Origin of the sequence: uncultured Sanguibacteroides sp. (genome assembly GCF_900543425.1) — a bacterium.
Lineage (GTDB): Bacteria > Bacteroidota > Bacteroidia > Bacteroidales > Marinifilaceae > Gabonibacter.
Window position 1 is genome coordinate 136,746 of the sequence record NZ_UQRQ01000003.1, and the last position, 22,284, is coordinate 159,029.

The 22,284-nt window shown below is 44.7% G+C and carries 15 protein-coding genes; 1 reads left to right on the top strand and 14 read right to left on the bottom strand.

Annotated features, from left to right (window positions below; all coding sequences use genetic code 11):
* Positions 1-80: 80 nt before the first annotated feature.
* The 7 genes from QZR76_RS02640 to QZR76_RS02670 all read right to left on the bottom strand — a co-directional run bounded on the left by QZR76_RS02640 (position 81) and on the right by QZR76_RS02670 (position 8,396).
* On the bottom strand, positions 81-1,487 hold the full coding sequence (locus QZR76_RS02640) for a FimB/Mfa2 family fimbrial subunit (RefSeq protein ID WP_294140122.1): 1,407 nt from the start codon (positions 1,485-1,487) through the stop codon (positions 81-83).
* 189 nt (positions 1,488-1,676) lie between these two features.
* Positions 1,677-2,591: a glutaminase gene (locus QZR76_RS02645; protein ID WP_294140125.1), complete on the bottom strand. Its 915-nt coding sequence runs from the start codon at positions 2,589-2,591 to the stop codon at positions 1,677-1,679.
* 64 nt (positions 2,592-2,655) lie between these two features.
* The gene (locus tag QZR76_RS02650) at positions 2,656-3,681 is read right to left on the bottom strand and encodes an AMP-binding protein (RefSeq protein ID WP_294140126.1); all 1,026 of its coding nucleotides are present in this window, start codon (positions 3,679-3,681) and stop codon (positions 2,656-2,658) included.
* Between the two features lie 10 nt (positions 3,682-3,691).
* Positions 3,692-4,738, bottom strand: coding sequence for an o-succinylbenzoate synthase (locus tag QZR76_RS02655; RefSeq protein WP_294140128.1), 1,047 nt, complete (start codon positions 4,736-4,738; stop codon positions 3,692-3,694).
* A 4-nt stretch (positions 4,739-4,742) separates the two neighbouring features.
* Complete coding sequence (menB, locus tag QZR76_RS02660; protein ID WP_294140130.1) at positions 4,743-5,564, bottom strand: 1,4-dihydroxy-2-naphthoyl-CoA synthase; 822 nt, start codon at positions 5,562-5,564, stop codon at positions 4,743-4,745.
* Between the two features lie 8 nt (positions 5,565-5,572).
* Positions 5,573-7,276 carry a 2-succinyl-5-enolpyruvyl-6-hydroxy-3-cyclohexene-1-carboxylic-acid synthase gene (gene menD, locus QZR76_RS02665; RefSeq protein WP_294140132.1) on the bottom strand — a complete coding sequence of 568 codons (1,704 nt, stop codon included), beginning with the start codon at positions 7,274-7,276 and terminating at the stop codon, positions 5,573-5,575.
* The gene (locus tag QZR76_RS02670) at positions 7,257-8,396 is read right to left on the bottom strand and encodes an isochorismate synthase (protein WP_294140134.1); all 1,140 of its coding nucleotides are present in this window, start codon (positions 8,394-8,396) and stop codon (positions 7,257-7,259) included. The genes menD and QZR76_RS02670 overlap by 20 nt, the downstream gene beginning before the upstream one ends.
* Positions 8,397-8,512: 116 nt before the next feature.
* Between QZR76_RS02670 and QZR76_RS02675 the strand changes: the two genes are divergently transcribed.
* Positions 8,513-9,874, top strand: a complete 1,362-nt coding sequence (locus tag QZR76_RS02675) for an MFS transporter (protein WP_294140136.1) — start codon at positions 8,513-8,515, stop codon at positions 9,872-9,874.
* Positions 9,875-9,971: 97 nt separating this feature from the next.
* Here the strand turns inward: QZR76_RS02675 and QZR76_RS02680 are convergent, their stop codons facing one another.
* The 7 genes from QZR76_RS02680 to QZR76_RS02710 form a co-directional block, all read right to left on the bottom strand.
* Positions 9,972-11,132: a PatB family C-S lyase gene (locus tag QZR76_RS02680; protein ID WP_294140138.1), complete on the bottom strand. Its 1,161-nt coding sequence runs from the start codon at positions 11,130-11,132 to the stop codon at positions 9,972-9,974.
* Between the two features lie 17 nt (positions 11,133-11,149).
* Positions 11,150-11,782, bottom strand: a complete 633-nt coding sequence (locus QZR76_RS02685) for a trimeric intracellular cation channel family protein (protein ID WP_294140140.1) — start codon at positions 11,780-11,782, stop codon at positions 11,150-11,152.
* A gap of 290 nt (positions 11,783-12,072) precedes the next feature.
* Positions 12,073-13,377: an ATP-binding protein gene (locus QZR76_RS02690; RefSeq protein ID WP_294140142.1), complete on the bottom strand. Its 1,305-nt coding sequence runs from the start codon at positions 13,375-13,377 to the stop codon at positions 12,073-12,075.
* 552 nt (positions 13,378-13,929) lie between these two features.
* Positions 13,930-15,468: a DUF4998 domain-containing protein gene (locus QZR76_RS02695; protein ID WP_294140144.1), complete on the bottom strand. Its 1,539-nt coding sequence runs from the start codon at positions 15,466-15,468 to the stop codon at positions 13,930-13,932.
* Between the two features lie 3 nt (positions 15,469-15,471).
* Positions 15,472-16,794 (bottom strand): DUF4959 domain-containing protein, encoded by a 1,323-nt coding sequence (locus QZR76_RS02700; protein WP_294140146.1) that lies wholly within the window; start codon positions 16,792-16,794, stop codon positions 15,472-15,474.
* A 38-nt stretch (positions 16,795-16,832) separates the two neighbouring features.
* Positions 16,833-18,803 carry a RagB/SusD family nutrient uptake outer membrane protein gene (locus tag QZR76_RS02705; protein WP_294140148.1) on the bottom strand — a complete coding sequence of 657 codons (1,971 nt, stop codon included), beginning with the start codon at positions 18,801-18,803 and terminating at the stop codon, positions 16,833-16,835.
* A 131-nt stretch (positions 18,804-18,934) separates the two neighbouring features.
* On the bottom strand, positions 18,935-22,183 hold the full coding sequence (locus QZR76_RS02710) for a TonB-dependent receptor (RefSeq protein WP_363664409.1): 3,249 nt from the start codon (positions 22,181-22,183) through the stop codon (positions 18,935-18,937).
* Between the last annotated feature and the right edge of the window lie 101 nt (positions 22,184-22,284).

The window sequence follows — 22,284 nt, forward strand, 5'->3', positions numbered from 1 at the left end:
TAGGGTTGCAAATTTAATGGTAAAACTTAAAACTAAAAAGGAATTAAAAGAATTTATTGGGATGACCCGTATGAAATTGGTTATTCGAGCTTACGGACTTCGAAATTATCCAGGTAAACGGCTTCTGTCGGGTCGGGGGTTTTTGATCCCGGAGAGTAGGTTCTAATCTCTATTCTCAGGAATTTGGCTCCTATCGGGGCCCTGAATTTATTATTGGCTCCCAAGGCTTCGGTCCAGCCGTCGGTTGCTTTCCTTTCTTGGGTCTGAAGTCCTTCGTTGAAACCGGATAGGGCGGTTTTTGCTTTACGCCAGCTGCTGGTTACTTTCCACGCGTAAGAGGTAGCTGTCGAGTTTACGTTTAATTTGATTTGGAAACACTCTCCTTCCGTGACCGGGATATCTTGATAAACGTAGGTTTGATGTTCCAATCGAGCGGAGTTACCCGAGAGGGAGAAGGCCGCATTCGTGTTTTTATGAATGACATTATGAGCTCCTCCGGTTACATTCCAACTGGCAGGGATTATGGGGTTTGTTCCCCAGGTTTCAAAATTTCCGTTTGTCAGGAGATTCGGGCCGGTCGGATTACCTGTAATCGGCCTATCGTCGCCGACGATAGGATTGTTGTCGTCAAATGTGAATTGACTACCCGCATCGATGATATTTTTGTCCCAATCCTGAATAATAAAATTGAAGATCTGTCTCGTTGTCGGGATAAATCTTCCGGAAATTCTTACTATTTGATTTGCTTGGATGGCAGGAGTCATGGGCATAACACCCCGATAAGTAACCTGATTTTTTGTATACAGAATTCCGATTTCCACTTTATTTGCCGCAAAAGGAAAGGTTAGGAGCTCTGCCGTACACGTTTGCGTACCTTTTACGTGGGCTAACTTTTTAAGGATAGTATTGGCTGTTCCGAGTTTGCTTCCGTCGATGGTAGAGGTGTATGGAACTCCTTTTAATTCCACTTTGATTGAATCGATATCCGGATCGATGTCGTTGAGTTCGATAATTACTTTTCCGACACGTCGTTGGAGATGGATGGCGATAGGGTCCGGAGGTGAGTTTTCGGTAATATTCACACGTTGTATGACCGAGAGAAATTCCGAAGCTTCCCGGTAGTTTTCACCTGTTTTTAAAAGTTTCAATAGTATTTTCTCTTTCAGATCTCCTATTTTGGCACTGACTTCATTTTCATCCGTTCCGTTGGCAATAAAAGCGATGTCGTAATTACCTATGGGCAGGCTGATCGATAAGTTGTTTCCGTTAAGCTCCTCTTCCGAATAGGAAAATAGGCGAGCCACATGATTGGTTTCGTCGAATGCGATAATACGTAAACGAGAAAAAACGGTGTTGACGTCTTTTGTTTGTGAACCTACAAGTGTCGTGCTAAAACTAACTTGAGTTTCCTGGCCTGTAATGATTTCGTCTTTGAAGCAGCTCATACAAGAGCATACCGTTACGAGTAGAAAAATTAATTTTTTCATGGGGTCTACATTTATTATTTTTCAGCATATTAACGTACCGTGATCAAATCACGTAATAAGATGAGGGTATACTCCTTCTTTTTCCCGAACAGAAGGAGGGAGCGCCAGATAAAATAATTTTGGTAAGAAATTTAATACACGCCTCTGTGTTTCGAAGTTATGACAAAAAAATGATAAATCAATGGAATATTAGAAAATAGAAATGCCAATATTGGTGGTAAATCGCTCCAGGGTCTCGATGCCCATATATGAATTCCCATGGCGGTTTAATTCGGGACTCCATACGGCAATACTGAGTTTGCCGGGGATAATGGCCACAACACCTCCTCCTACACCGCTTTTTCCGGGCATACCTACGCGGAAAGCAAAATCTCCGGATTCATCATAGAAACCACAGGTTAGCATTAAGGCACTAAGTCGTTTGGAACGACTAACGGTAAGGACCTCTTCATGATTATGAGGATTTGTTCCGTGATTTGCTAAAAAAAGAAAAGATTTGGCCAGGTCGACACAATTCATGGTGATGCTGCATTGATGGCAATAGACATCTACCAGGGAGTCCACATCGTTGCGGATGTTTCCGAAACTTTTCATAAAATGTCCTAAAGCTTTATTTCTACTGGCGTGTTCAAATTCGGAGAAGGCTACGTTTTTGTCGTAATAGATATCGTCATTGCCTGCCATTTCCCGGATAAATTGCAAAATAGCTTCTTTAGGATGCGGGTAAAGATCCATTAACTTATCCGTAACGACGAGAGCGCCAGCGTTGATAAAAGGATTTCTGGGAATGCCCTGTTCGTGTTCCAGTTGTACCAAAGAGTTAAAGGGAGTTCCTGAAGGCTCTCGTCCCACGTATTGCCACAAGTCGCTTCCTAAGTGGCGGACAACCATGGCTAAAGTAAAGACTTTGGATATACTTTGTATGGAAAATTTTGTGAGGTAGTCTCCGGTGCCGATTATTTCACCGTCTAAAGTGGCGATGGCGATACCGTATTGATGCGGATCCACATTGGCTAAAGCCGGAATATAGTTAGCTATTTTCCCTCTTCCGAAAAAGGGTATGACTTCCTGATATATGTTTTCAATAACCTCTTTGTAATCCATCTCTTTAGAGTTTAGCGGCCCAAATATACGAAAGATTTTATTCGAGTGAAACGTAAGACTGAACTTAAAGTTTCCGAATGATTTTTCCGGAATAAGTTTCCCGGAACGGATTTTGAAATAAAATATTTTTAGGCACCTCGTAAGGAGAAAGTACGTGTTTTATTTGTTTTTTTAAAGTTGCGCATCGTTTCTCGTCCCAAGGAGAGTCTTCTATGACTAAAACGGCTTTTTCTCCCAGGTAATCGTTCGGTTGGGAAGTGATAAAAAAACGCTGAGTGATGTAAGGGGCTAATTTTTGTTCCAACGTTTCGGGAAAAAGTTTTATGCCTCCCGAATTGATGACATTATCGTAACGTCCTAACCATTCGAAGTGTTGTTCGTCGATAAGCCGGACAATGTCATTTGTCGTGAATTTTCCGGTGTGCAGATGTGGAGTATGGATAATTAAGCAATCTCTGTCATCGGTTGCGAACCGGACTTTGTCCAGGGCAAAGTACAGGTCGGAAGCCTGCGGGCCGTTGAGATGGCGGAGTCCCACGTGAGAGACGGTTTCCGTCATTCCGTAAGTTCCGAAGCAGCGGGAAGAGACATATTGTAGCTTTTTATGGAGTAAAGGAGAGATGGCGGCCCCTCCGATAATGACTTGTCGAATCCGGTTAAGTCGTTCGGTTGTCTCCGGGGTAGATAACGTCGTATCTACCTGCATGGGAACCATTGCGGCAAAATCGACCTCTTCGGAAAAATGGGATAGAGGGGAGGAAGAGGGTGGAACAACCCATAAATTCGCTTGTGCGGCCAAAGCTCTTACGATCATCATTTTTCCGGCAATGTAAGAAGGGGAGAGGCATAATAACATATTGGTCTTTTGTCCGATTTTAAAAAAAGTGTTGGTAATCCGGGCGGACTTCAGCATATCTTTTTTTAAAAGCCGGATCTCTTTCGGATTGCCGGTTGAACCGGACGTACGGCCTATAACATATTCATTCGGGTTAAACCATTCTTTTAAAAAAGAGACAACTTCTCTGTTATCGAAATCGTCGATTTCCGAAAGTTTCGTATAGTATTTGCCGTTCAATCGAATCTGTTCCATGTATCTGACATCAAAAAGAGAGTTGATCTAATTCCCACTTCTTTTTCGGATTATAGCTGATAAAACAATCTTTTTGTTCCAGGGGAGACGGAATATTGTTTATGTATAATTGTCCGGTTCCTAACCCTTGAGGCATGGTGGTATGTCGTGTTGCCGTCCATTGGGCAATGGCATTTAGTCCGATGTTTGATTCCAAAGCGGAAGTGACCCACCAGCCGATATGGAGTTTTCCGGCCAGTTCGATCCACTCTTCCGATCCGGAAAATCCCCCTATTAGAGCAGGTTTTAAAACGATATATTGCGGTCGTATCGTCATCAACAACTCGTTCTTTTGTTCCGTTCCCGGTATTCCGATTAATTCCTCATCAAGTGCGACGGGTACGGGAGATAACCGGCAAAGCCGGGCCATCTCTTTCCATTGCCCCTGGCGAATGGGTTGTTCGATGGAATGAATATCGTAACGGGCTAATTGTTCTAATTTATTTAAGGCTTCTTGTGGGGTAAAGGCTCCGTTTGCATCTACCCGTAACTCTACTTCACGGCAGGTAAAACGGGAACGGATTAGTTTCAGTAATTCCAGTTCCGATTGAAAGTCGATAGCTCCTATTTTTAATTTTATGCAATGAAATCCGGCATTCAATTTTTCAACAATGCGTTCTTCCATCGTCTTTCGGTCTCCCATCCAAATAAGACCATTGATCTCTATCGGTCGGGCATTTTCAATGAAAGGAGAGGGGTAAATCCAACGGTTACCCCCGTTTTTTAAATCGGCCAGAGCGGTTTCTATACCGAAGCGGATTGAACTCCAATCGTTCAATGTCTCTAATGATAATCGATCTATGTTTAGGCATGCCTGTTCCAGCTGTTTTTCATAACCGGGGCAGTCATCGGCGCTTAATCCCCGGAATAGCGCACATTCTCCCAAGCCGAATTTATCGGGTTGTTCGCTGTTCCATACTTTTATAAACCAGCTCTCTTTTGTCGTCAGGATTCCTCTGGAAGTTCCTGCCGGTTGTTTAAAGATCAGACGGTAGGGGATATAGGATGCTTTTAGCATAAAATCAGGGAAATTTAGGGAACTTTTTAAAATCCGGATCTCTTTTTTCTAAGAAAGCATTTTTACCTTCCTGGGCTTCTTCCATAAGATAATACATCAGGGTGGCATCTCCTGCAAATTCCATTAAACCGTGTTGTCCGTCCAATTCGGCATTAAGTGCTCGTTTAATCATCCGAATGGCCATAGGACTCCGTTGCATAATGGTTTTACACCATTCTACTGTTTCGTCCTCCAGACAATCGAAGGGCACTACCTTGTTCACCATTCCCATCTCTTCAGCCTCTTTGGCCGTATATTGGCGACATAAGAACCAAATTTCCCTTGCTTTTTTCTGGCCGACGTGTCTTGCCAGATAGGAAGAACCGAATCCCCCGTCGAAGCTTCCCACTTTGGGGCCGGTTTGACCGAAACGGGCGTTCTCGGAAGCAATCGTTAGGTCGCATACGACATGTAGGACATGGCCTCCTCCGATAGCATAGCCGTTTACCATGGCGATGACGGGTTTCGGAATGGAACGAATGGCTTTGTGCAGGTCTAAAACATTTAACCGGGGGACTCCGTTTTCGTCTATATATCCTCCACTTCCTTTTACGTTTTGATCCCCCCCGGAACAGAAGGCTTTGTCTCCGGCACCCGTGAGTATGACGACATAAATATCGCTTCGTTCCCGGCATATAGCCATGGCATCCAGCATCTCTACGTTGGTTTGCGGGCGGAAGGCATTATATACCTGTTGCCGATCGATCGTTATTTTTGCAATACCTTCGAAGAAATCGAATTTGATATCTTCATATGCTTTAATGGTAGTCCAGTTTCTTGTTGCCATATTGTTTCTCAATTTCTTTTTCTTAAGTGTTTAAAATATTCTTTCAGTATGTTTCCGTTTTCCGTGCGGGGTGTTTTTACAACCAATAAATAAGGTTTTTCTCCCGGTTGAAAAAAAGAGGGGATACATTCTTTCATGTTTTTTTCGTCGCTGGCTTCAAATACCTTAAAACCATGGAGTTCTCCTAACCGGGCGATGTCGACTTGATGCGGTGTTTCAAAAAATTCTTCCACCTCATCCAATACGGAGGGACCGGGAAGAAATCTGAAAATACCTCCTCCTCCGTTTTGAATAACAACGATTTTTAAGTTGGAAGGTTTGTATTTTATCCATAAAGCATTCGAATCATACAGAAAACCGATGTCCCCGGTAATCAAAATCGTGGGATCGGGGGTTGTCACGGAGGCTCCCACGGCAGTGGAAGAACATCCGTCGATTCCGCTGGTTCCCCTGTTCCCGTTTATTCTTGCTATTGTATTGCAGCGGAAGAGCTGAGTATATCTCACGGGAGTACTGTTTCCCAATTGCAAATGTGTATTTGCCGGTAAGGCAGGGAGTAGGATAGAAAAGGCCTTTAAATCGCACCATGGAATACGGTTAAGGTATTCATGATGCTGTTTTTCCGCTACTTTCTCTTTTTCTTTCCAGCGTTGGAAGTAATCCGAATGTTCGGGTATTTCGGGTAAACCGTTTGTCAGTTGAGTAAAAAATGCCCGGACATCCATTTTTATCGGTAATGTCAGGGATTGATAGGTGTCCGGGGCAGTTTCTCTTAAGTCGATATGCCAGTGTTCCCGGGGGGGATGATTGCGGATAAAAGCTTTAATCATACGCGAGACAATGGCTCCTCCGAAAGTAATTAATAAATCGGGAGCAAAAAGGGGTTCTTCTTCATCATGGATCGTGGCCAATACCCGGTCTATGGTCGGAATGGCATGCGGGATATTTTTGTTTGCCAGATTTTCGGTTAAGACGACAACATGATGTTGACAGATGAGTTGTTCTATTTGCCGGGAAATAGTTTCGTCTGGCGTATGAAAACCTATGATCAGTAAAATTTTTTTATATCGCGAAAATGATGTTTGTAATTTTACTTTTTCATCCGGGAGCAGTTCGGTTTGAGTGGGACTAATTCGAATGATTCGTTGAGGCGACATGTCGTGTGCGTGAAATTCGTACAGAGGTTCCCGTAAGGGTATATTTAAATGTACAGGTCCTTTGTATGCTGTCCGGGTGACATTGATCGCCTCATTTATCAAACGGTTAGCATACCACCGGTCTTCCGGCGTAGTAATGTTTACCGGCAATTGGCAAGAGTATTTGACGAAGGGAGTCAGGACTCCATTTTGCCGAATCGTTTGACTATCGTCCTGATCGATCCATTCGGGTGGACGGTCAGCCGAAATGACGAATAAGGGAATTCCCTGATAATAGGCCTCGGCAATGGCCGGAGCATAATTCAGTAGAGCGGTGCCGGAGGTACAGATCAGGGCGACTGTTTTTTGTTTTTGTTGCGCTATCCCTAAGGCAAAGAAGGCGGCAGATCGTTCATCGGGAATTACAAAAGGCCGTAATTCTTTTTCTCTGGCAATGGAGATAAGCAAGGGGGCATTTCTGGAGCCCGGGGAGAGGACTATATCATGAACCTCTTTTTGAATCAACAGGTCCACGAGTATACGTACGCTCTCTATATCAGAATGTCGTTTTTCCATAATTGATCTGTCGAATTAAATTTAACAGGGTATCGGCCTTTGTACAAGTTTCTTCCCACTCGTTTTCCGGGTCGGATGCCGGGGTAATACCACCGCCCACGTATAATTTTAACGCATCGTTGAAGAGCTCCATAGTCCGTAGGTTTACAAAGAGATTGAAGGCTCCGTTTTGTTGTATGGGGCCTAAATATCCCGCGTAATAACACCGTTCCTGTTTTTCTATTTCCGAAATCAACTGCATGGCTCTTTTTTTGGGGATACCACAAACAGCCGGAGTCGGATGTAATAAAGAAATCAATTGATCGATCTCTTCGGCAGGTAGTTGTTCGTCGCTTTTAAATAAAGTGCAAAGATGGTATACGTTTCCGGCTTGTATGGTTTCCGGCCCTGTTATTTCCAGATTACGCGTAAAAATAGGTTGTAAAATCTGGGTGATATAGTCCGTTACGATCTGTTGTTCTATTTTGTCCTTTTCACTCCATACTACATTTTCTTTAGGTGTTGTTGCCGGTTGTGTTCCGGCAAGAGACATGGTAAAGAAACCGTTCCTGTCGTATTTCAAGAAGGTTTCCGGGGTAGCTCCCATCCAGGCACATTTACCGGGTATGACCACGAAAAAAAGAAATGCATGATGGTACTGCTTCATCTGTTCGAAAAGTATCGGAGCGATTTTTAATGAATCGCAGGGAATTGTTATGGTCCGTGAAAAGACCACTTTTTTCATGGATTCTCTTTTTAACGTGGCAATTAAAGTCCGGAGTTCATCCAGGTATTCGAGATGATCGCAATCGTTTTTGGTAAAATTGCGTTCGGGGGTATTGAATACCGTGTTTTGAAGATTTACGATCGCTTCCTGATCGGTCAGGTAATCGGTAAAAGAGAGGTCTTCTTTGATAAAAAACGGAAAGCTCCAGGAGGCACGGCTAAAAGGTGCAATAATAAATCCTTTGCCTTTCTGGTGTTTATCAAAACCGTTGAATATATTGATATTATTAGAGAGTTGTGCTCCAAAAACCATCTCCTTGGAACCGGGCAGACGGTACGTGTAAAAAGGAATATTATTTCTTAGGCAAATTCCTTGAACTTCTGCGATAGAAAGTTTGCTTCCTGTTTCTGACATAGTACTAAATTCTTTATTAAATGAATTTGTCTTACAAAAATAGCCAAAATTCTGCTGTTGATGTCTACTTTGTTTAAAATCTAACTACTTTTGTCTAAGTTAGATTTCTGACCGGAATGCATGAGGATAAAAATAGAAAGAAATTTTTGGGAGGGAAAAAAGGATTACGGGAGTTATTACCCAATAACTCGAGTGCTTTTTTTTACATTTTTTCCTCTTTGAAAAATTATAATTTCCGCCTTTATTTTGGCGGACAATGTGTTTCTTTGATCGGAACGTGGATGCAGCAGATAGCCATGAGCTGGTTGGTTTTCCGTTTGACTGGTTCTGTCTTTTTGTTAGCCACGGTAACTTTTACGGCTCAGATTCCTATTTTGATCGTGACTCCTTTTATGAGTGTTTTTGTCGATCGCTTTAACCGTCGTAATATTTTAATCTTTACCCAGAGTTTATCTATGGTGCAAGCGCTGATTATGGCTTGGCTGACTTTATCGGGTTGGATCGAGGTATGGCATATTCTGGTTTTAAGTGTATTTATCGGTTTGATTAACGCTTTGGATAATCCTACCCGTCAATCGTTTTATCCGAGTTTGGTTCCGAAAGAGAATCTGGGGAATGCCATAGCGTTAAATTCTGCGGTAATTAACGGATCCCGGTTAATCGGTCCGGCAATAGGAGGAGTCTTGATCGGATTAGTCGGAGAGGGGTACTGTTTTTTATTGAATGGAATCAGTTATTTGGGAGTCATTGTAGCCTTATTGATGATGCGTTTGACTCCTTTCCGCCCGAAACCGGTTATGCAACGGGTATGGGTAGATATAGAAGACGGATTTCGATATGTATGGGGGAATATTCCGATACGAACCTTATTGTTATTGATGAGTAGCGTTAGTTTTTTCGGTATACCGTTGACAACTTTTATCCCGGCTTACGTGAAAACGATTCTCGGAGGAGAGAGTGAGATGTTGGGTCTGTTACTTTCCAGTATAGGGATCGGTTCTTTTGGAGCGGCCCTTTATCTGGCAGCCCGGAAAAGTGTATTGGGGTTAGGTAAGGTAGTGATGCTGTCCACCCTTTTGCTTGGTATCGGAATCATATTGATATCTTTTGTCTCCATCCCCTGGGTAGCAACTGTTTTATGCGTACCGATCGGTTTTTCCATAATAGCGGCAGTAGCTTCTGTCAACACGTTATTACAGACGTTGTCCGATGAAGACAAACGAGGACGGGTTATGGGATATATGGCTATGACTTTTACGGGAATGGCACCGATCGGGAGTATGGTTCTGGGAGCTATTGAAAAGTATATCGGCTTACCTGCCATCATTCTATGTTCGGGGATCGGTTGTGTTTTAGCGGCTTGCCTTTTTGAGCATTACCGTCCGTTGATCCGTCGTCTTACCCGTCCTGTTTATGTGGAAAAAGGAATTGTCCCGGAAATTGCCGTCGGCATAGAGAACTCGGAGGAAAGCTTTTAGATTTTAAATTGAAAGATTCGAATGATTTAGGGATTCGGAGATGAAGAGATTCCGTTACCTCAAATCGTCTAATCACAGAATAATGGTCGATTTACAATTAGAACATTTGTTTTAGCCGTTCTAATCCTTCTTGGACTACCGATAGAGGACAGCCGATGTTCATGCGGCGGAATCCCAAACCTTCGGGTCCGAAGTCCGTACCGTTGTTTAGGGCGAGACGGGCTTTTTCCAAAAGGCGTTTACCGATCTCTTCATGGGATACTCCGGTTTCCCTGAAGTCAATCCAGAGCAGGAAAGAGCCTTCCGGGGGTAGCATGTGAAGGCCGGGAAGTTGTTCCCGGATAAACTGTTCCGTGTAACGAATATTGTTTTCCAAATAGGAGAGCAGCTCTTCCAACCATTTTTCACCGGAACGGTAAGCTGCTTCTAAGGTGACATGACCGAAAAGGTTACCTAAATCCAGGTGTAGATGTTCCAACTCTTGCTTAAAGATTCGTCGTAGTTTTTCCGAAGAGATGACGATGACTGAATTCATCATTCCGGCAATGTTGAATGTTTTACTGGGAGCCATCATGGTAACAGTAAGGGAGGCAATCTCGTCCGCAAGGGAGGCTACGGCTATGTGCTTATGTCCGAAAAGGGCCAAATCGGAATGGATTTCGTCTGAAAGAATGATTACTCCGTTTTCATAACAGGTTTTACCGATCCGAAGCAGTTCTTCTTTTGTCCATACCCGTCCGACCGGATTATGAGGGTTGCTGAGAATAAGTAGTTTGACTCCGGATTTGATTTTTTTTTCAAAATCTTCCCAATCGATACAATAGCGGCTGTTTTCAATGATGAGGCTACTACAAATCAGTTCCCGTCCGTTATCCGTTACGACGGAGTGGAAAGGAGGATATACCGGAGTGAAGATCATCACCTTCTCCTTTTCTTTTGTATATACCCGTACACCTAAAGAAAGAGCCGTGACGATTCCCGGAGACGAAAGCAACCACTCCTCTTTTACATCCCATTGATGGCGACGGGCGACCCATTCGATAAAGGCTTGTTTGGCATTTCCCGAACGAAAGGAGTAGCCGAATATTCCGTTATCACAACATTTTCGGGCGGCCTCGATTACTTCAGGCGGAGATTGGAAATCCATATCGGCAACCCACATGGGAAGCAAGTCTGTTCGTCCGAATACTTCGTTTAGATTGTCGTATTTCACACAATCGGTATGATGTCTGTCTATGATCCGGTCAAAATTGTACATAAGTTTCGTTTTATGGATTATTGTGATTGTTCTCCTTTTAATACCGGTAGGCTGATATGATATTTTACCGCCAAGATTCGGATAATGATGACACTAATTGCCGTGATGATTTGAGTGGATACGGGGCCGATTTGAATGAAATCACAAAAGAAATAGATAAATCCTCCGATGATACAAGCTATCGCGTAAATGTCTTTTCGAAAGATCAGAGGAACTTCATTGATACATATATCTCGTATCACCCCTCCGACAGCTCCGGTTGTCATTCCCATGATAATGGCTACCCAAGCAGGGAATCCGCTTAACAGACTTTTTTCAATACCAACCACGGTGAATAAGCCCAATCCGATGGCATCGAAGATGAAGAAGGTGTTGTTTAGCCTGATGACGTATTTCCCGAAAAGGATAACAAAACCTAAGGCAAGCGCCGTAACGATTAAATAGGAGGGTTGATGCATCCAGAAGGGTGTCACTCCGAGTAAAAGATCCCGGGTCGTTCCTCCGCCGATGGCCGTGGCCGCCCCGACCACGTATGCTCCGAACCAATCGAAATTCTTTGCAGACGCCAATCGGATACCACTAATTGCGAATGCAAATGTTCCGATATAATCGATAATCGTCGTAAAATTGATATCTGAAAAATTGACCATACCCTTGTTTTTAACGGAGGCAAAGTTAATATAAATATTTAAAGAAATAATAAAGTCGTATGTCGTTGTACATCAGTTGAAACAAGAATCTAAAATGATTTTTGACAATAACGTTAAATGAATGGGAAAGGTTATTTTTTGAGGTGTAAATAGCACATTGTACCCGTCCCTGTGGGTTACAATAACATTTTTATAGACATTCAGTTCAATATCAGCATTTCTGATACCTTTGAAATTATGTATAATTAATCGCTCTATCATACTGTTGTAGGTTATTTACATTTATCGTTTTACAACTCGTTTATTTTTTCCAAAAGGAAGTCTTCAATGTTGATGTACTGCACACCTCGGTCATCTGTCCAAGGAAGGATATTGTCGCACACTACGACAATCTTGGTATAGGAATCATCGACACGATTGAGGGAATTGACCTCCTGTAGCCGTTTTTCTTCATCGGCAACAGTAAGAGCAGACTGGATGTAGTAACGTTTGTCTGTCAAATTGACCACGAAATCTATTTCAAGCTGCGTGCGTATTTTCTTCCCTGCAGCAGTGTGGTTATACTCGACCACTCCCACATCAACATTGAATCCCCGTGCCGTGAGTTCATTGTAAAGGATATTCTCCATGATATGGTTTTCTTCCTGTTGCCGGAAGTTGAGACGGGCATTGCGTAAACCGATGTCCGTGAAATAGTATTTGAGCGGTGTGTCGATATAGGAACGGCCTTTTATATCGTAGCGGTAAGATTTGCTTAATATATACGCATCGATGAAGCAGTCGAGGTAGGTGGAAATGGTTTCGTTCTTTATTTTCAATCCTTTGACCGACTGGAATGTGTTGGCCAGCCGCGTCGGGTTAGTAAGCGAGCCTACGGCAGAGGCTACGACGTTAAGCAGTTCATCAAGGGTTTCCGCATCGGCACGCAAGTGGTTGCGCTCTATGACATCTTTGATGTAGGTAAGCCGGAAGAGGTCTTGCAGATACTTGGATTTTTCCTCAGGGGTGTTTTTCTGCATGACGAACGGCATTCCTCCATATGTCACGAACTCGCGCCACGCAAAACGTTTTTCCTTGGGATAGGCGGCGTAAAACTCATCGTAGGTAAGTGGAGTGATATGTATCTCCTCGCCCCTGTCGCGAAAAGCGGTAGCCACATCGGAAGAGAGCATCTTGGAATTGCTGCCTGTTACATAGACATCGACATTCGGCAGGCTTTTGAGCCCCAGAAGAACATCGACAAAGGTAATTTTGGAATCCGATTCTTGTGGCAGATAGGGATTGTCGATTGCCTCTACCATTTGTATTTCGTCGAGGAGGACATAATAATCTTTCGTGGTATCTTCGACCATCTGCCGGAGGCATGTCCCCAGTTCCAGAGGGTTACGATAGCGTGCGTTGATGTCGTTATCCAGTTCGAGCGTGATGATCTGCTCCGGTGCAATGCCTTCCTGTAGGAGGTAATCGCGATAAAGGACACCCAGCAGGTACGACTTGCCGCACCGTCTGATGCCCGTTATAATCTTTATCTGACCGTTCTTGCGACTGTCTATCAACCTTTGAAGTTTTTTTTTGCGCTCTATTCTCATATTCATAAAGGGTATTTTTGCGGTTATCCGCACTTTTGCCCTGTAAATGTAAGAATAAATACCGACTAATCGTTTATAATTATCCCGTATTTTATTGTCCTGACTTTACTTTGATATTCCGATGACTTAATTAAATACTTGACTATTTTAGCTCTCCATTATATTGTTAGAGGGCATTATTGCGGTTATCCGCATTTTTGTCCGCTATTATTAAAATGGAAGGTTACCGTTCGACCACAGGTTCCCGTCTTTTGCTTCCCTTTGTGGCTTTCGGCTACCTTCGACTGTATTACAGCGTCGCCCCCGTTCTGTTTGCTATCTTATTTTCCCTCTGTTTTACACCGGATTGAAACCCGTTTCCGTGTCACTTCCCAGGCCTTACTTTGCAGCGTCTTCCGCATCGGAACGATGGTTTTAACAGCGCAAGTATTCACCTGAAAATTTCTTATTTCGTACTCTTCGTGAACGGGTATATGGCCTGTTTTGTTGCAGTCGCTTGATTTTTATTAGTAGATAAGCCCGTCTAACGGTGTTATTATTAGACGGGCTCGACTGATACTACTGATATACCACGATGTCTGCTAATTTAATTCTGAATATGCCTTTGTTTACTTCGTCGTGTAAGATTACTTTGATGTACCGGACCTCTCTGCTTCCCTCGGCTACCGGTAGCAGGGTAACCTCTCCGGAGCCTTTACCGAGTATGTTTTCTTCCATGTACGTGACATTTTTCCAGTCGATCTGGTTGGTCGAGGTTTTGACGATAACGGAAGGGGGTAAATAATGTGGCGAATCCCTGTCTTTAGCGGGATCGAACAGCATCTGCGCTATTTTAATCCCGCGTACTCTTTTTACCTCTTTCAAAACGATGGTCAGCTCGTAAGCACGTGTTGTCGGGGACACGGAGGATTCCCACCAGGTATTCGGGTCATTGTCCAACAGGTCGGTTAGATACATATCGCTGTCACTATCCGGAACAGAACATTTAATGGTGTCCACTTCCATTTGGGAGATATAAGGAAGTCGATCCAATTCTCTCCGGTCGGGATAACCCATTTCCCGGATGTAAGTCCGGTCGATAGGCCCGAAATAATGGTTATGATAACGTTCGACGTTTAAACCCGTTAACTTGTTCGCCACGTCCAACACGTGAAGACTGCGTCCTTTTTCATAAAGGATACTGTTGTCCACCGGGGTAGAATAGGCGGGATCGGGGTAGAGGTAACGATTCTTGCCGAGTAACAACCTTTCCAGCCTCGGGCAATAAAGCACGTCCTCGAAAGTGGTCGCATCGTAATCGAATTCCAGCGTCCTGACGGTATCGATAAAGTGCCTGAATGCCGTTTCTTCAGCCGCGTTTTGATCGTTATACCCGTAACGTTGCCGTATGGCCGATTTGAAGTCCGAGGAGAAAGTCCGCTCGTTTCCCAGTAGGACGGGTTCAAATCGAATGATATCCGGGCACCCTTCTAATTTTCCCAGGCGATCGATCGTGATCGGTTGGCGGGTATCCACGTCTTTCAAAACGATAAACCCTTCATTGAATTTCTCCTCGGTTAACGGGTAGGGTTGTTTCTTGCCCCGGGTATCCGTGTAGTTGAGTTTGATATCGACAATATTGTCGTTCCATTGATCCATAAAAAAGATCAGGTTATTTTTAACTTTGTAGAATTTTGTAATGGCTCTCGTGAAGGTCCGCACGGCCTCGTGGTCCTCCGTGTAAGGGCGGGCGTAATCGGTTATGACTAACGATTCGTTACCGTTTTTATCCACGGCACGGACGTCCAGGCGATAGGTTCCGTCTTTCAGGTCACGAAGATCGCACGATGTTGCGGATCTATCTAACAACGAGTCGTGTTGCACGTCCGAGGCAGACCAGGATACTTTTATTTTGTCGGTCACGGCATCTATACCGTTATTCCACTTTAATTCCAACCTTTTCCACCCGACGGTCACCTCCAGGCCGGAACATTTAGCGGGATAACGGATTTTGCCGTTACCGGCGTAGTCGCTATACGTGTCTTCCAGACTCTCTCCGCAGCTTGCCGACAAAACGATTGACGTCAGCAAAACTACCAAATAGTTTATTCTTTTCATGGCTTAATCTTTTTTTACATAAACTTCCAATTCCTGTATTGAAACGTACTTATCATTATTCTCGTCTACTCCAGGGTAATAGTACTCGAACGTGTCGTTTACTATTAGTTTTATGTAGCGATACCTTGTTGGATTGGCAGAAAATAATACCTCAATATAGGCAGAATCAACCACCGCAAGCATTTCCAATGTCTCCATTCGTCCCTCGAAATTTCTATTTGAACAGGGCCATGACCATCTGTCTCCTTCCTCTGTTTCGGGATGTTGATAAAAGTACCCGATCTTTGTCCACGAACCAGGATTACCCTCCTTCTCATTACCGGCGTAGACCGTCACTTCACAAGGTAATTTATTCGTGTATACAGAGTTCCATACTGTTCCCAGAGGTTCTCCTCCTCCCCGGGCAAAATAGATTCCCAAATTCAGCATACCGTACATCCGGATACTGGCAGGAATCTTCTCTTCCTTCAGGTCGATGATAAAAGGCATTCCTTGTGCATTCGGACCCGCCAGGTAAGTATAGACTTCAGCCTCTCTTCTAACTTTTAGACGCTGTTTTCCCTTTGTATCTCCATCGAACAAGTACTTTACACCTGTTTTGGCTTCTTCATTTTCGACAGAAAGGTTTCCGGCGAAGAAATTTTCTTCGGAGAGATTCCATTTCTCGGAATAGAAGGATTCCACTTCTTTCCATACTTTTTGTTTTACACGATACCCCCGGTAGTCTTCGGTACGAATAACTACCGTATTCATTGCCCGATCCTGTTGTAGTTGAAACCTGAGAGTATCTCCACCCTTGTTGATGGGGAAGCTTTTTAACAGGAGAGTATCTTCCTGTTGAGTCAGGGGATTGGTTCCCACGTAAAAGACATGTGCCATCCCGGATACCCGTTCGGGAGCATCGTATATAACCTCGAAACCACCCCAGTAAGAGGAGACTTCGGCCGTTTCAAAAAAAGCGTAAGGAGCGGAATCTTTCGTGTCGAAAGTTACCTCGAAAGGAACCGATTCCTCGTTACGATTATTCACGAGGGAGACACGGGCGGAAACCTTTTGACGAGCCTCGTTAAAACCGTCTATAAGAAGCGAATCGCTTCCGTAACCACCAACTTTCAAAACTTCATAGCCTCTACAATCGACGTAACGTATATTAATAGCGAAAATTTCGGGATCGGGGGGTAAACGATAATACATCATCGCTCCACCCGGTAAAGTTTTAAACCGGATATCCTCCTTAGGCATGGTCACGTCGAATGCAATAGGGCTATCTTCTTTGCAAGCGAAGACAGTCAACAGTATAGCCAGTAAAAATAATATATGTTTCATAATCAGCTATTTTTAAATATCTATTCTTGTAAATCATGTTACCATCCCGGATTCTGAACGACACCAGAGATCAGTACTTGTTCCGCCCTGATCGGGTTGAGGTAATCCCGTGGCGCCGTAAACTTGCATTTATTCCAAATCACCACGGGGCCCTCGAAATTGTTGTAAAATCCTCGTTCCGTCTCACCGAGGATATTCCACCCGTACTGTTTCTCGTTTAACTTCTCGTGCGCGATCTTCCAACGACGGAGATTCCAGTAACGATGTCCCTCGAAAGCCAGCTCGATGTTGATCTCCTGGCGGATAATCTCGCGCATTCCTTCCCGGGTGTCCACTTTCTCGGGATTTTTGGAATAGGTGGATTTCCACGCTGTCACCACGTCCGGGATACCGGCCCGTTCGCGTACCTTGTTAAGCGGGGTGTATACCCGGTCGTCCGGTTTCTCCAGGTATTCATTCCAGGCCTCGGCCTGAATCAGGTAAAGCTCTGCTAAACGTATGACAGGTAGGGTTTCATCCCGGTTTAGGTTTACCTGATATGTTCTGGTAGCCCAAGTTGAATAAGTGTGCTTTTTCAGCCAGTAACCGTTGATGTTTTGCCAGGAATTGCTGGTCACGATATCGTACTGGGAACCGAATTGCTCTCCTTTATAGGCTTTCACGAGCAAGTTATAATCGTCGCGGGGGGTATTCGTGCCGAGTTGCCAGTAAAGGCGATCGGCCGCAATACAGGCATAGAAACGAGGTTCCCGGCGCAAGTGCAGTTGAAGCACGTCCGTGTTAAGTGGTACCACGTCCTTGTACAACGAGCTGGCCTCTTTACTCATCTGGTAACGACTGTTGTAGTTCCAGGTGTTGTCGGCATCGATGGGTAGACCGTGCTCCGTGTAATACATTTCCACCATTTTCATGGACGGAGAGAGACAGCCGTATAATTGCTCGTTAAAATATTTAATATCCGTAGATTTAAATCTCGGCAGACATAATTTGTAAAATCCTATACTCGTGTATTTCCACTCTAAAAGAAACTCGGGATTCGAAAACCTGGAATACATGGAAAATTCAATGTCTCCCATTTTATTCAGCAGATCAGAGTTTTTACTGCTTGTCCCGTCATATAACCGGTGTCCGATTTGCTCACATACCTGAACAGCCTTATCAGCTGCCTCGGCAGCTCGCTTCCATTTTTCAGGATCTCTTTGGATGCTAAAAAGAGGTTCACCGTTTTTACCTTTAAAATCCGAGTAATACTCGTTGCCGTTAAAAAGGGGAGAGGCAGCGTAAAGTAATACCCGGGCTTTGAGGGCGAGTACGGATTCTTGACAGAAAAAAGGAGCACGGTCGGAATCTCTCGTGGTACTGGTAGGTAAATCCTTTTCCGCCTCGTCGAGTAGACGCACGATCGTGTTAAAGCAGGTATCCACGTGGACCCGGGGTTGCCGCATCTTGGACATGTCCTCGTCCACGCCTATGTTCTCGGGCACGAGAACGATCGGGCCGTAGCGGCGAACCAGCTCGAAATAGATAAAGGCCTTTATGGCCTTGACTTCCGCCTTCCATTGTCGTTTCTCGCTTGCTAACATGTTGTAGACGTTATCGATGTTTTCGATAAAAATATTGCAAGAGCGGATCAGCTCGTAAAAAGAGCTGTAATAGTTATTTATACCACCCTCTTCCCATAAGTTATCATAAGGAGCTTGGGACATTTGCAACCCGTCGGAAATTTTGAATCCCGGATAATCATATTTACCTTCACCTCCGGCAGCATTTCGGAGTCGATCACAGGTGACAAATTCATCTGCACCTAAATAGGCAACATTGTCGCATACATTTGCGATCAACATAGTTGTTAATCCGTATATTCCGGCGAGCCAGCTATTGGCACTTGTGCGTTGTTCAAAGATCGTCTCTATTGTATCGATATCTTTCTCGGGAGTCATATCTAAATAATCGCTACAGGCGAATAACAGGAGCGCGGAAGATAAAATAGTGTATAATATATGTTTCATCGTTTCATCGTTTTAAAATTAGAAACTAACGTTCAGCCCGAGCGAGAAGGTCCTCTGTATCGGGTAATTGAAGCCGTTGTCGCCAAGTTCGACATCCCATATTTTAAAGTTACTGATCAGGAAAGGGTTATTTACGCGAGCGTAGAACTTGACGTTTTGCATTTTAACTTGGTCATCAGATTCGCGGGTAAATTGTAAGCCAATTCCATCGACGTGCAGCGTAAAAAACGACATTTGCGCATGAAGTAAGTGCTCTTGCGAACCTCTATCCCCGATTTCCAGTTTTCCTGCGGGTTGTGGACGCTGATCGGTTGGGTGGAAAGATGGGGCCAGAAAGGACGTTCTTTCATGTTACTCTCGCTCCAGTGGTCGTCGTGTATGGCTTTTAACATGGCCCGATCTTCAACAAAAGGATTAATTTGCATGGGGTCCATGAAGAAACTCCGTTTACCCGATCCCTGAAAAGCAAAGCTAAACTCCCAGTTTTTATAGTTGATAAAACCGCTGAAGCCGTAGATGATTCGTGGCGTGGTCGGGAAACCGATACGCGTGGCGTCGTTGTCGTCAATTTTCCCGTCTCCGTTCAGGTCCCGGTAGCGAATATCCCCGGGCATGACATCTCCGCCTTGGCGGGGAGAATTATCGATCTCCGATTGATCACGGAAAAGTCCTTCGGCAATATACCCGATAGATTGCGATAGCTCGTGTCCCTCTTTTAATTGCCAGGAGGGTTTATCGGAGGTTTCCTCTATGTTGAGGTAAACGGCCTTGTTGTAAGTAAACGTGCCGTTGAGGATGACCCAGAAGTCTTGGCTGAAAGCGTGTTGGATTTTTCCCGAGAGGTCGACTCCCCGGGAACGGGCTTTACCGACGTTGGCTAATTGATATTCCTCGATACCGACACTTGCCGGAACCGTGATGCGGTAATCAAGGATATTGTGACGAATCTCCTGGTAAAAATCGGCCGTCACCTCCAGCAATCCTTTAAACAATTTGGTCTCGACCCCCAGGTTGACCTGCTCGGCGATCTCCCATTTGATTTTATTGTTAGGATAGGAGACGATCTTGTATGTCTGTACTACTCGTGCCCCGGGTCGTGGGTCGGGTATCTGTCTTTCTTTAATTAACGGAAGATGAGTGAAACGGGGAGAGGAGATAATCCCGTCATTACCGACCTTTCCCCATGAAAACCTGAACTTCAGGAAAGACAACCAGTGAGCGGTATGGTTAGCCAGAAAATTCTCTTTGGAGGCAATCCACGCCGCCCCGACTGCCGGGAAGAATCCCCACTGGTGATCCCTGGCGAAACGCTCGGAACCGTTATACCCGAAACTGGCTTCCGCGAAATAACGGTCCTTGTACCCGTATGTCCCGCGCATGGAGAATCCCAGGTTACGCCGGGGGATACCGTCTAAAACGGATTCTGTTTCCGAGATAGTAGTTTCTTGGGCGTTAAGTACCGCCGTCAGGCTGGTTTGATGCTCTCTCCAGGCTGCCACGTGCAAGGCACGCACTTCATAGCCGAGTTGTGTGCTTTGGCTACTACCGCTTGCGTTTCTATCCTTCGCTAAAGTTCTACGAGCAAGAGTGGGATTTAGTGCCGATAACGTGTGTTTTCCCGTTTCGAAATCGTAATCGTCCAAGGCGTATATAAACGGTTCGGTGGTGTAAGCGTTAGCGTAATAACCCATTTTGTTTAACGAGATACTGGCCCTCACTTCCAGTCCTTTGACGAGGGACGAGAGGTTGTGGATGTATTCCGCCCGGGTCGTGGCCGAGTAGCGGCTTCGTTCTTTATACCCCATCTGGATGGCCATATAAGGGTTGACACTCTCCCGAGTAGTAGATCCGAATCGTAGATGTGGCCAAGCGTAAGTTTCGTCGGCGGGATACATGGGCGCGAAATCCACGGGCGAGGCAGCAAAAGCCATGGCGTAGGCCTGAGTCACGTCGCTATACGGGCCGTGATACTTGTCGAGTGAAGCCGTCGAGTTGATTAATAATTTAATCCCCGCGCTCAAGTCGATGTTTAAATTGGTACGAAAAGTGAAGGTGTTATTACTGATGTTGCAATCGAACTGGTTTAACCGGTCGGTTTTCAGCATGCCCTCGTCCCGGTTGTAGTTGACGGAGGCGTAATACTGTACGACCCGCGAGCCGCCGCGAAGGTTTAATCCCATGTGGTGGTTGACGGAGTAGTCGTGAAACAGGATCTTGTACCAGTCGTTGGCGGGATATACCCAGGAGGGGTACTTGCCGGAACCGGTACGCTCGATACGTTCCACGCTGTATTGCGGCATGGCCATCGGGTTTCGGGCTAACAAGGCTTGATTATACATTTTCATGTAAGTCACGGGATCGACCACCTCGATCTTTCGTGTCGGCATGGAGGTTATGGCTTCGTAACGCACGGAGGTATACACGCTACCCTCCACGCCTTTTTTGGTCGTGATAAGGATTACCCCGTTGGCCCCGCGGGCCCCGTACATGGCCGTCGCCGAGGCGTCCTTCATCACGCTGAAACTCTCGATATCTTCTACGGGCATGCGTGCCAGGTCCAGTTTCGAGGATTCCACACCATCGATCAAAATCAACGGGTCGATATTGGCGTGGGTTTGAAATGACGTGATTCCCCGGATATAGAATTTGGTGTTCATTTCACTTTCCGTTAAAGCCCCCGGAAGCCCTCCCGTTTGCCACCCGATGATACCGGCAATCTTTCCCGCGAATTGGGTGGTCAGGTCGCTGCTCGATGACTTCAAGCTCCCGGGATTGACGGTGGTAATTGCCGATACCACGCTCTCTTTTTTCTGCTCCCCGAAGGCAACCACCGTTACCTCCTCGATATTCTCTGCGGTAGGATTTAGACGTATATTTACTTTGATTTTTCCTTTAATCGGTACGATCTCTGTTTTGTATCCGATAAACGAGACCCGTAATACATCATCCGGTTTTGCCGGAATCGTGTATCGGCCGTTGGTATCGGTGGCGACCCCCTGTGTTGTACCGTGAATGATGACGGTGGCCCCGGGAATGGGATTGCCTTTCTCATCTGTAACTCTACCACTTACTTTGAGTAAGGATACCGTTGTTTTTTCCCGTATGGTGATTAAATTTCCTTGAATGGAATATTCCAATCCTAACTTGGGAAGGATTTCATCTAAAAGTTGTTTGACCTCTTTATTTTCGGCTTTTACGTCGATTTTGCCTTTCGACTTTGCCAATTCGCTGTTGTAGAAAAAATCGTAGTTTGTTTGTTTTTTCAATTCAACGATCACCTCGTTTAGAGTGGCGTTTTTCAAATCCAAGGTAACCTTTGTTTTCTGTTGTGCTTGCGTATTTATGGGTACGGAAAAAGATACACATAGAAACGAAAGCATGAAGAAATTTTTAAAGATTAACGTTCTTCGTCGTGTATTCCAACTTCTTGGTAATGCGTGTTCTCGTTTTTTTTTCATAAATTTGTTGTATTATAATTTAA